Raw genomic sequence first — 9,634 nt, forward strand, 5'->3', positions numbered from 1 at the left:
GCCGGTCGATCGCGACCGGATCGCGGTCAGGTGTCGGGCGGACCATTGCCACGCACCGGACATCGAAGGCCGCTACCTTCAGGTGATGAGCGTCACCTCACCCACGGGCGTCGGCCCCTCCCTCCCCGCGGACGACGAGAACCCCTTCGGGCGGCTCGGTGAGGATCCCCACGGCTCCCTCCGGTCCCGTGCCGTGAACGCCTACCTCGCCCGCGTGACCTGGCCGATGATGCTCGCCGCGCGCCGTAGCCATCCCAGGGTCACCGCGCAGATGATCCGGCGCTCCCGCCCCGGCCTCAACCGCACCATCGAACGGCTCAACCCGCCGCCGTCGGGCACGCGGGTCGGGCCGGTCCGGGAGACGTTTCGCGGAGGCCAGATCCGCGGTGAATGGGTCACGGGCCGGCGCGCCGCGGATCCGCAGCCGGGCACCCGCGTCATTTACTACCTCCACGGCAGCGGATATGTGGTGTGCTCGCCGCGCACGCACCGCGGGCTCGTCGCGCGCCTGGGAAATATGACGGAGCTGTCGGCGTTCAGTCTCGACTACCGGCTCGGCCCCGAACATCCGTGGCCCTGTGCGGGAAACGATGCGATCCGGGGATACCGCTGGCTTCTCGCACAGGGCTATCGGGCCGAGGACATCGTGATCGCCGGCGACTCGGCCGGCGGACACCTCGCGCTCGACATCCTGGCCGTCAACCACGCGACCCGCACCCCGCAGCCCGGATCGATGGTGCTCTTCTCCCCGCTCTACGACCCGACTTTCGATCTGGCGGTGGACAATCAGCGCAGCGGCGTCCACGATCCGATCATCAACGCAATCACCGCGCGCAAGATCCTCCGTCTCTACACGCGGACCGCCGACCCCGACCATCCGCGCATGCGGATCCGCCTGACCCCGGAGATGACACTCCCCAAGACCCTCATCCAGTACGGGGCCCTCGAGGTCATGGGCGCCGATGCGCGGGCCACCCACGCCGAGATCGTCGGCGCCGGTGGCGTTTCGGTGATCCAGGCATGGCCGGACCAGGGGCACGTCTTCCAGCTGATGCCGAGGTTGTCCTCCGAGGCCCGCCAGGCCGTGGAGACCGCGGCCCGGTTCATCACCGTCACGGCACCCACCCGCACCGACACCGCAAGCTGAACCGCCGCGCCCGGCAAAGACACAACGGCCGGTGACGACATTGGGAGATCGTCACCGGCCGTTGCCTTGTCCATCCGAACGAGGACCCATGAGGATCGCCTCCACCACCGGGGATGGCGGGCACGGTATGGAGGAATCCTCAACCGGTCGGCGTGATGGACACGCCCGGTGACGCCGGCGCGCTACGTGGGGGGGCATCGCACGCGACGGCGCCGTCCGGGGCGCCTGGATGGTCAGTCCGCGAACGCCATTCGCGCGCACGCCGTGTCGAGGTCGATGACGTCGGCGTACTTGGCGTCGAGGTCGAACAGATTCGCGTCGTGCACCGCGGGGTTGCGGTCCCCGCAGGCGTCGGCGACGACCTTCGGGATGAATCCGTGCTGCATGGCATCGGTGGCACTCGCACGCACACATCCCGAGGTCGAGACGCCGGCGACGAACACCGAGTCGACTCCGTTGGCGACCAGTGTTGCCGCGACCGACGTGCCGAAGAACGCCGATGCGTACTGCTTGACCACGACGACCTCGCCTGCTTGCGGACGCAGCGGTGCGACGAACTCACCCAGGCCGTCCGGATGCCCGGCCTCGAGGACACCCAGCGCGGGCACCTTCCGGACGAAGACACCGCCGTCGGCGAGACCGGGCGTGTACTCCACCCGGGTGTGGACGACCAGGGTCCCCGCGCGGCGAGTCGCCTCGAGGAGCATGGCGCATCGGTCGACGACTTCCGGATCGGGAAGGCAGAACGGCGATCCCGGCCGGAAGTACGCCTCGATCATGTCGATCATCAGCAGCGCGGGCCGGGAACCCCAGCCCAGTGCGCCACCGAATCCCGCCTTCGCGTAGTCGGCGGCGATGCCGTCCGCATCGGTGACCGTGTTCCCGGGATCGTTCACGCAACGACCTCCACATTCTGTTCGCACGCCTCCAGCAAGGCCTCCTCGCTGAGCTCGGACCGCGGCAGTTCCGCCACGACCTCTCCATGATGCAGGACGAGAACACGGTGGCAGATCGCCGCGAGTTGTTCGTGATCACCGGAGAACACCAGGACCGACGCACCGTCGGCGGCAAGGTCGGCGACCCGGTCCAGCAGCTGACGTGACGCGCCGGCGTCGACGCCCTGGGTGGGTTCGTCGAGCAGGAGCACGGTCGGGTCGAGATGCAACCACTTGGACAGCACGATCTTCTGCTGGTTGCCACCGCTGAACTGACGGATCGGCCAATGCGGTTGCGCCGGAACCGCACCGGACTCTTCGACGAGGTCGACCGCCGTCGACCGCTCCTTGCGCCAGTTGGTCGCGACGCCGAACCTGGTGAACGAGCCCAGGCTCGGCAGCGTGACGTTCTCGGCGGCGGATGCGTCGAGCCAGACACCGTCGCGATGACGGTTGCCCGGCACCAACGCCAGACCGGCGGCGATGGCGGCCCGGGGTCGGTTCGGTTCGACGGCGGTGCCGTCGACGGTGACCGTGCCACCGGTACGCGGCAGCTTGCCGGCCAGGACCAGCGGCAGTTCTTCGTGACCCATGCCGGCCAGGCCGGTGAAACCGACGATCTCACCCTTCTCGACGGTGACCGAGAGATCCTTCACCACACCGCCACTCACGTTCTCCAGCACGAGCTGTGCGGGCGTGGTGCCCGAGCGCTCCGGCGGATCCGGGTAGTAGTCGGTCAGTCGCCGGCCGAGGATGTCGGCGACCAGGTCCGAGCGGGTCAGTCCCGCGGTGGACCGGGTGAGAACCCGCTTACCGTCACGCAATACGGTGACGGAGTCGCAGTCGTCGAGCACCTCGCTGAGCCGGTGGCTGACGAAGATGACGCTCGAACCCAGATCGGCGACACTGCGCATCATGGAGGTGACCTGTGCGGCCTCGCTGTGCGACAGCGACGCCGTCGGCTCGTCGAGGATGAACAGGTGACCTTCGTGACCGTCACCGAGTGCACGGACCGCGCGGACCAGACCGACGAGCGCACGCTGCGCCGGGCTGAGGTCGGCGACCAACGTGTTCAGCGGCAGTTCGATGCCGAGACGTTCGGCGATCTCGCGGCAGGCCTTGGCCTCCTGGCGATCGCGCACCCAGCCGAAGCCGCGGGTGCCGTAACCGGTTGCGACGCCGATGTTCTCGAGAACCGTCATCTCCGGGGCGAGACCCAGGTCCTGATGGATGACGGCGATGCCGTGCTCGGCCGGGTTGCGCACCGGCAGGTCGAGCTCGCGGCCGAACAGACTCACCCGACCGCTGTCCGGCCGGTAGTAACCGGCCAGGCACTTGATCATCGTCGACTTGCCGCTGCCGTTCTGCCCGCACAGCGCGTGGACCTCGCCGCGCTTGACCTCCCAGTCGAGCGGGTGCAGTGCGTAGTTGCCGTCGAACTGCTTCGAGAGACCCTCGATCTGCAGGGCGGGACCCGCGGTACCGCCCCCTCCCCGGCCCGGGAGGGTGGCGGCCGCCGACTCCGGCGTCATCACGCGGCTCCGCGACGCTTGCCGACGAGCTTGGCGAGGGCGACGGCGATCATCAGTGCCAGACCGTTGAACAGCGGGCTGACCCACGATGCCGCACCGCCCAACTGGAGACCGGTGATGCCGACGACCAAGAGGTAGACCGCAACGAGGGTGCCGATCGCGTTGAAGCGGCCGACGGTGATCGCGGTGGCACCGAGGAACGTCGCAGCGAACGGGGCCAGGAGGTACTGGCTGCCGATACCGGGATCGATCGCGCCGAGGTTGCCGACCAGGATGATGCCGATCAGCGCGCCGGCCACACCCGAGACCACGTAGGTGATGGTGCGGATGCGTGCCACCGAGATACCCGCCAGCAGAGCGGCATCGCGGTTGCCACCGATGAACAGCATGTAGCGGCCCATCGGGGTGCGCTGGTACACGAACCACAGCACCGCCACGAGCAGCCAGCCGTACCAGGTGGTCATCGGCAGGCCCAGCAGCTTGGCCCGCGACAGCTCGACGTAGAAGTCCGGGACACCGGTGACGATCTTGGAACCCGTGATGGCGTACCCGATGCCCGAAAGGGCCGTGAACATGCCGAGTGTCGTGATGAACGAGTCCACCCCGACCTTGACGACCAGGAGGGCGTTGATCAGGCCGACGATGAGCCCGACCGCCAGCGCAGCCGGGATCACCGCGGCCGGCGAGTACCCGTTGGTCGACATGACCGCGACCACACACGCACTGGTGACCATGACGCCGGGGATGGCGAGGTCGAAGTCATCGGTCCGCAGCGCCAGGGTCGCGGCCAATGCGAGGAGCAGGATGATCGCCTGCGAGTTGACCATCGCCGAGACGATGCCCGTCGACCGGAACTCGGGCAGGAAGACGGCGCACAGCGCGAACGCCAGCACGAGAAGGCCGACCAGCGCATAACGTTCCACGAACGACGTGGCCGGGCGGGCTTTCGTGGAGCTGGCCACCGACTCGGTCGGTGACTTCTGGATCGCCGGTGGGCGAGAGGTGGGCGCCGCGACGGTGCCGAGGTCATTGCTCATGATGTCTCCGTGTGTGAGCCGCGGGCATGGTCAGCCCGCGTGCCGATCAGTTCTTGGACCAGGCCTCTTTGAAGGCGTTCTGGAAGTCCTTGTAGTTGGGGTTCACGTCCGCGTTCGAGTCGCCGACGTTGGTCTCGTCGACCAGTCGGGTGGGGATGACGATGCCCGAGGGCTGGGCGCCGGTGACCGAGCGAATCGCGTTGTCGACCATCACCCAACCGAGCCACGCCTCCGGCGGAGCCGCCATGGTGACGTCCTGGCCCTTGCCCGAGCGGATCGAGTCGAGGCTGGTGGCGATGCCGTCCCGGCCGAGGATCTTGGCGTCCGGATTGGTCATGGCCACGGTCGGCTCGACGAAGGTGACGCCTGAGTCCCAGTTGGTCATCACGTAGGTGGTGTCCGGGTTGCGCTTCATCGCCGTCTCGACCTTCTGCGGCAGATCGGTCGCGGCGTTGGCCAGGTCGATCTCCTGGATGTCCAGCGAGCAGTCGTCCGGGCAGTTCTCGCGGTAGACCTTCTCGGCTCCGTCGGCCATGTTCTTGTAGATCTCGATCGCGGTCGGCTGCGCGAAGAACGTCGACGCCGAGCAGTTCGAGTCGACCAGCGTCCATGCGGCGAGCGAGGAGCCGTCGGCGGTGTAGTTCGCGCTCACGTTCGCGAAGACGCCGTTGGCCAGCGGGGCGGAGGCGTCACCCGACAGTGCGTTGATGACCGGGAGGCCTGCGCGGGCAGCGTCGTTCAGCGAACCGGACAGCATCGCCGGTTCGATGCCCAGGAGGACGATCGCGTCGGCCTTCTGCGCGATGGCCTGCGCCATGCCCTCGTTGAACTTGTTCGTCTGTCCCTGGCCGTCGTACACGGTGGCCTTGACGCCGGCTGCGGCCGCGGCCTCGTTGAAGCCCTCGGCGGCGGCGGAGGTGAACTGGTTGGTGACAACCATGATCATCCAGATGTTCTTGCCCTTGGCGGCGGCGAGATCGAGCGGGGCCTCCGGCACGATCAGCGGGGTGGCCTCGCGGGCCTTGTCGACGATGGCACCGGCGGCCTGGGTGCAGGCATTGCTGATCTTCTCACCGGAGGCGCTCGAGCCGTTGTCGGCCGTTGCGCTGGTACAGCCTGCGAGCAGGGCGCCGGCGGCGACCGTCGTGAGCATCCAGGATGCTGTCTTCTTCATCGGTTCTCCTCGAAAAGTGTTGTGCAGAGAGTGGTTCGGGACTGCCGGGCTCAGTGCTCGCGCAGCAGGGTGCCGAACCCGTGGATCTGGTCGGTGACGCCGTTGGAACGCAGCGCATGCCACCAGGTGGCCGCGTTGATGGCGATGACGGGCTTGCCGAGCCAGCGTTCGGCTTCGTCGGCGAGGCCGACCATGGAGAGGTTGGTGCCGACCTGAACGATGGCATCGACGTCGGGCCCGTTGACCTCCAGGATCGCCTGGCGCAGTTCGTCTTCGCTGACCCGGGCGATGTCCACCGCGGACGGGCAACGCAGTCCCTTGAGGTTGACCACGTCGTAACCGGCCTCGGAGAGGAACAGGCGCACGTTCTCGTCGGCGATCGGCTGGTAGGGCGTGACCACGCCGAGACGCTTGGCGCCGAAGAGATCGAGTCCGCGGCGGACTGCGTCGGCGCCGGTGGCGACCTTCAGGCCGGAGAAGCTCTCGAGCTGTTCGGTGAACTGCCGGTTGCCTTCCACACCGCCCCAGAAGGTCTCCGCCGACATCCCCATCACGAGGTAGTCGGGGTCGCAGGTCAGCACGCGCTCGCATGCGGCGTTGATCTCGCCGCGGATCTGTTCGAGAAGACCTTCGAAATCCTCGTTGCTGCTCAGCGTTTGGTCGCGGATGTGGATGCGGCCGACGTGAGGCGTCACGCCGGGCACCGTCATCCGGTAGTAGTCCGGCTCGACGACCGTGTTCGTCGAGGGGGCGAGGACGCCAAAGACGTTGCGGTAACCAAGAACGTCAACCATGAATCTCCTTCGGGGGAAAACTGCACACAATCCGGGGTTCGTGGGGTCTTTTGTGTACATGGGGGTCGTGGCAGATCACTGCTTCGCGTCAAACCATATGGCAGGACCACGGGCAAAGAGTAGCCCAGATCGCGCCGATTAACAGGCTATTTACCTACAGATCTGACTCAGATCGGCGGTCGAACCACCTCGAAACCCCGTTTAGCAGGGTTAACCGACTTGGACGGTTGTATACATAGCCATTGCGCCGACCGCGGCGGGCGGTCATACTGAGCAGGCAGCTCAACCACGAGGATCACGCTGCGCCCGCGGCCGGGAGTACAACCGCCTCGGGCAAGCAGACATAGGAGTAGCCATGGCCAGTCAACGAACCGTCCTGACGCTGGACGACGCCGAGGCCGTGATCGCGGCGGCGCGCGCGAAGGCAGCCGAGATCTCGGTGCCGATGGCGCTCGTCGTCGTCGATCACGCCGGACAGCAGATCGCATCACAGAAGATGGACGACAGCCCGCTGATGGCGCTGAGCATGGCCGGCGGAAAGGCCTACACCGCAGTGGGTATGGGGCAACCGACCTCCATGTGGGAAGAAGCCGGTACCGCCAACGCGTCGTTCGCCGGGTCGATCACCAGCGTCCCGGGGTTCACGCCCTTCGGCGGCGGCGTCCCGTTGCACGTCGACGGCGTGCTGGTCGGCGCCCTCGGCGTCAGCGGTGGATCGACGGAGCAGGACGTCACGGTGGCCGACGCAGGCGCCACCGCACTCGGTCGCTGACGCGACCCCCACACTTCAGTGTCAAACATCAACGGAAAGCAGGAATCTGACATGGGAACCTTCGACGGACAGATCGCCTTCATCACCGGTGGCGCACGCGGGCAGGGCCGCTCGCACGCCGTTCACCTGGCCAGCCTGGGTGCCGACATCGTCATCGTCGACTCCATCAAGGACAACGTGACGACCCCGTACGGAATGGCCACGCAGGCCGACCTGGACGAGACCGTCCGCCTCGTCGAGGCGCAGGGCCGCAAGGCCTACGCGCGCGCAATCGACGTCCGGGATCTCAACGGGCTCATCGCATTCGCCAACGAGGTCGTCGAGCGCTACGGCAAGATCGACATCCTCCTGGCCAACGCCGGCATCATGACCGCCGTCCCGATCGCCGAGATGAGCGGTGAGGTGTGGGCCGAGACCGTCGACATCAACCTGACCGGCGTCTTCAACTCCTTCCGCGCAGTTCTGCCCCACATGGTCAAAGCCGGTTACGGACGCGTCGTCGCCACCTCGTCGGGCGGCGGCCACATCGGCATCAACAACCTGGCCCACTACTGCGCCGCCAAGTGGGGCGTCATCGGTCTGGTCAAGTCGGCAGCCCTCGAGGTCGCCCAGAGCGGTGTCACCGTCAACGCCGTCACCCCGACCAACGTCAACACCGACATGATCCGCAACGACGCGTGTGAAGCACTGTTCCTGCCGGGCATCGAGAACCCGACCCAGGAGCAGATCGAAGAGGCATACGTCATCAACCCGATGGGTGTCCCGTGGATCGAGCCCATCGACGTCTCGCGCACCATCGCCTTCCTCGTCTCCCCCGAGTCGAAGTTCATCACCGGTGAGACCATCGGACCCCTGGCCGGTTCGGGTGCCACCAACGGCGCTGCCTGACATCTCCCACCACGCACAGAGCCCCTCGAGCGATCCGCTCGAGGGGCTCTGTCGTGTAAGCGTCACCGTCGTATGTGCTGACACGTCCGTCCGCGGTTGCCGTATCCGCCTCGCGTGGCAACCTTCCGCCGAGCCGAGTCCTGACCGGAACGGTTGTGCGGATGCCGATCTGGGCCCTCCGGAGGAGAAACACGACAACGCCCCGGCCGGTGGCCGGGGCGTTGTCGTTCGGAAACCGCTGTCGCCCGGAGGGGTGGCGGCAGTGGTCAGTTCGCGGGCTGACGCTTCGCGCGCTCGGCGAGCTCGGCGTCGGTGTACCAGGTCTTGCGCGGCGGGGACTTGATCTCGAGCTGGATGGAGTCCTCGAGGGCCTCGCTCATGTGCGGCACGCCGCGCGGGTGCAGCCAGACGTCACCGGCCTCGGCGATGAACTCCTCGTCGCCGATGACAACACGCATCTTGCCGCGCAGCAGGTAGCCGATCGACTCGTGATCGTCGTGCTGGTGGGTGGGATCGATCATTCCCTTGCCCTTGAACGCCTCGACGAAGATCATCTCCTCGCCGACCATCAATGCGCGGACGGTGAGTTCGCCGTCCTCTACGGTGTCCTCGATCAGGCTCACCGGATCGGCCGGGATGTCCGAGTTCTTGGTGAACAGGCGCCCGCTGGGCTTGATCATCCGGTCTACTGGGTCAATCGCCATGTCTGTCTCCTTGGTTCAGTGGTTCAGGGGATTCGCGGTCCGGACGGTCAGGACCACATCCACAGGTCGGCGCCCTTGGTCCCGAGGAAGGAGCCGATGGACACACGTCCCTCCCCTTCCGTGGTGCCGGCAGCGATCTTGTGCGGGTTGCGGGGGTTGAACAGCACCACTTCACCGACCTTCGGCGCAAAGGTCGCATCCTGTCAGGCTGTTTGTGAGACACCTGGCGGGGTGTGTGGGGATCGGAATGGGTGATGACTATCAGTGTCGAGGTCGGCCGTACTCCTCGTGGGCAGCGGTCGTATCCACTCGGTTTCAAGGTCGAGTTCCTGCAGTTGTGGGATGCGGCAACGTTGGAACGCGGTGGCCGAGCCCGGTTGCTGCGCGAGCACGGTCTGTCGCGGGCCACGGTGCGGGGCTGGTTGCACTCGCGTGATCGGGGAGACTTTGAGGCGTCGATGGTGTCGGCAGCGCTGAAGTCGAAGGGATCGAGCCGCGTGGATGCTCAGGAACGAGCCGAGTTGGCGCGGTTACGCGCCGAGAATCAACGGCTGAAGAAGAAGGTCGAACAGGCCGAAGCCATTCAAGAGATCATGGGAAAAGCTATCGAGCTCATGGACGGGATCACCGCGAGCTCGACGAGCGAGGAGG

Annotated in this window: 10 protein-coding genes; 4 read left to right on the forward strand and 6 right to left on the reverse strand. The window is 66.8% G+C overall.

Annotated features, from left to right (window positions below):
• Positions 1 to 85 precede the first annotated feature (85 nt).
• Positions 86 to 1,147, forward strand: coding sequence for an alpha/beta hydrolase fold domain-containing protein (locus tag BJF87_RS03715; protein WP_075862663.1), 1,062 nt, complete (start codon positions 86 to 88; stop codon positions 1,145 to 1,147).
• 233 nt (positions 1,148 to 1,380) lie between these two features.
• On the opposite strand, the gene BJF87_RS03720 is transcribed toward BJF87_RS03715, so the two are convergent.
• The 5 genes from BJF87_RS03720 to BJF87_RS03740 are packed head-to-tail and all read right to left on the reverse strand — an operon-like array spanning position 1,381 to position 6,619.
• Entirely contained in the window at positions 1,381 to 2,043 is a 663-nt protein-coding gene (locus tag BJF87_RS03720; protein ID WP_075862658.1) for an isochorismatase family protein, read from the reverse strand.
• On the reverse strand, positions 2,040 to 3,614 hold the full coding sequence (locus BJF87_RS03725; protein ID WP_035754188.1) for a sugar ABC transporter ATP-binding protein: 1,575 nt from the start codon (positions 3,612 to 3,614) through the stop codon (positions 2,040 to 2,042). The genes BJF87_RS03720 and BJF87_RS03725 overlap by 4 nt, the downstream gene beginning before the upstream one ends.
• Positions 3,614 to 4,651 carry an ABC transporter permease gene (locus tag BJF87_RS03730; RefSeq protein ID WP_035754187.1) on the reverse strand — a complete coding sequence of 346 codons (1,038 nt, stop codon included), beginning with the start codon at positions 4,649 to 4,651 and terminating at the stop codon, positions 3,614 to 3,616. Before BJF87_RS03730 ends, BJF87_RS03725 begins: the two co-directional genes overlap by 1 nt.
• Positions 4,652 to 4,697: 46 nt before the next feature.
• On the reverse strand, positions 4,698 to 5,825 hold the full coding sequence (locus BJF87_RS03735) for a substrate-binding domain-containing protein (RefSeq protein WP_035754186.1): 1,128 nt from the start codon (positions 5,823 to 5,825) through the stop codon (positions 4,698 to 4,700).
• Positions 5,826 to 5,875: 50 nt separating this feature from the next.
• On the reverse strand, positions 5,876 to 6,619 hold the full coding sequence (locus BJF87_RS03740) for a hypothetical protein (protein ID WP_005200786.1): 744 nt from the start codon (positions 6,617 to 6,619) through the stop codon (positions 5,876 to 5,878).
• Between the two features lie 355 nt (positions 6,620 to 6,974).
• Here BJF87_RS03740 and BJF87_RS03745 point away from each other — a divergent pair, with 355 nt between their 5' ends.
• Together BJF87_RS03745 and BJF87_RS03750 are read left to right on the forward strand one after the other, a co-directional pair.
• Positions 6,975 to 7,391, forward strand: coding sequence for a heme-binding protein (locus BJF87_RS03745; protein WP_075862659.1), 417 nt, complete (start codon positions 6,975 to 6,977; stop codon positions 7,389 to 7,391).
• Between the two features lie 51 nt (positions 7,392 to 7,442).
• The gene (locus BJF87_RS03750) at positions 7,443 to 8,279 is read left to right on the forward strand and encodes a mycofactocin-coupled SDR family oxidoreductase (RefSeq protein ID WP_075862660.1); all 837 of its coding nucleotides are present in this window, start codon (positions 7,443 to 7,445) and stop codon (positions 8,277 to 8,279) included.
• Between the two features lie 266 nt (positions 8,280 to 8,545).
• Here the strand turns inward: BJF87_RS03750 and BJF87_RS03755 are convergent, their stop codons facing one another.
• Positions 8,546 to 8,983 carry a cupin domain-containing protein gene (locus BJF87_RS03755; protein WP_075862661.1) on the reverse strand — a complete coding sequence of 146 codons (438 nt, stop codon included), beginning with the start codon at positions 8,981 to 8,983 and terminating at the stop codon, positions 8,546 to 8,548.
• 254 nt (positions 8,984 to 9,237) lie between these two features.
• On the opposite strand from BJF87_RS03755, the gene BJF87_RS03765 reads away from it, so the two are divergent.
• Positions 9,238 to 9,634, forward strand: a 397-nt coding sequence (locus BJF87_RS03765; protein WP_075862664.1) for a hypothetical protein, incomplete at its 3' end; no start/stop codon positions are given.

This window comes from Gordonia sp. CNJ-863 (genome assembly GCF_001942325.1).
In the GTDB taxonomy this organism is placed as follows: domain Bacteria; phylum Actinomycetota; class Actinomycetes; order Mycobacteriales; family Mycobacteriaceae; genus Gordonia; species Gordonia alkanivorans.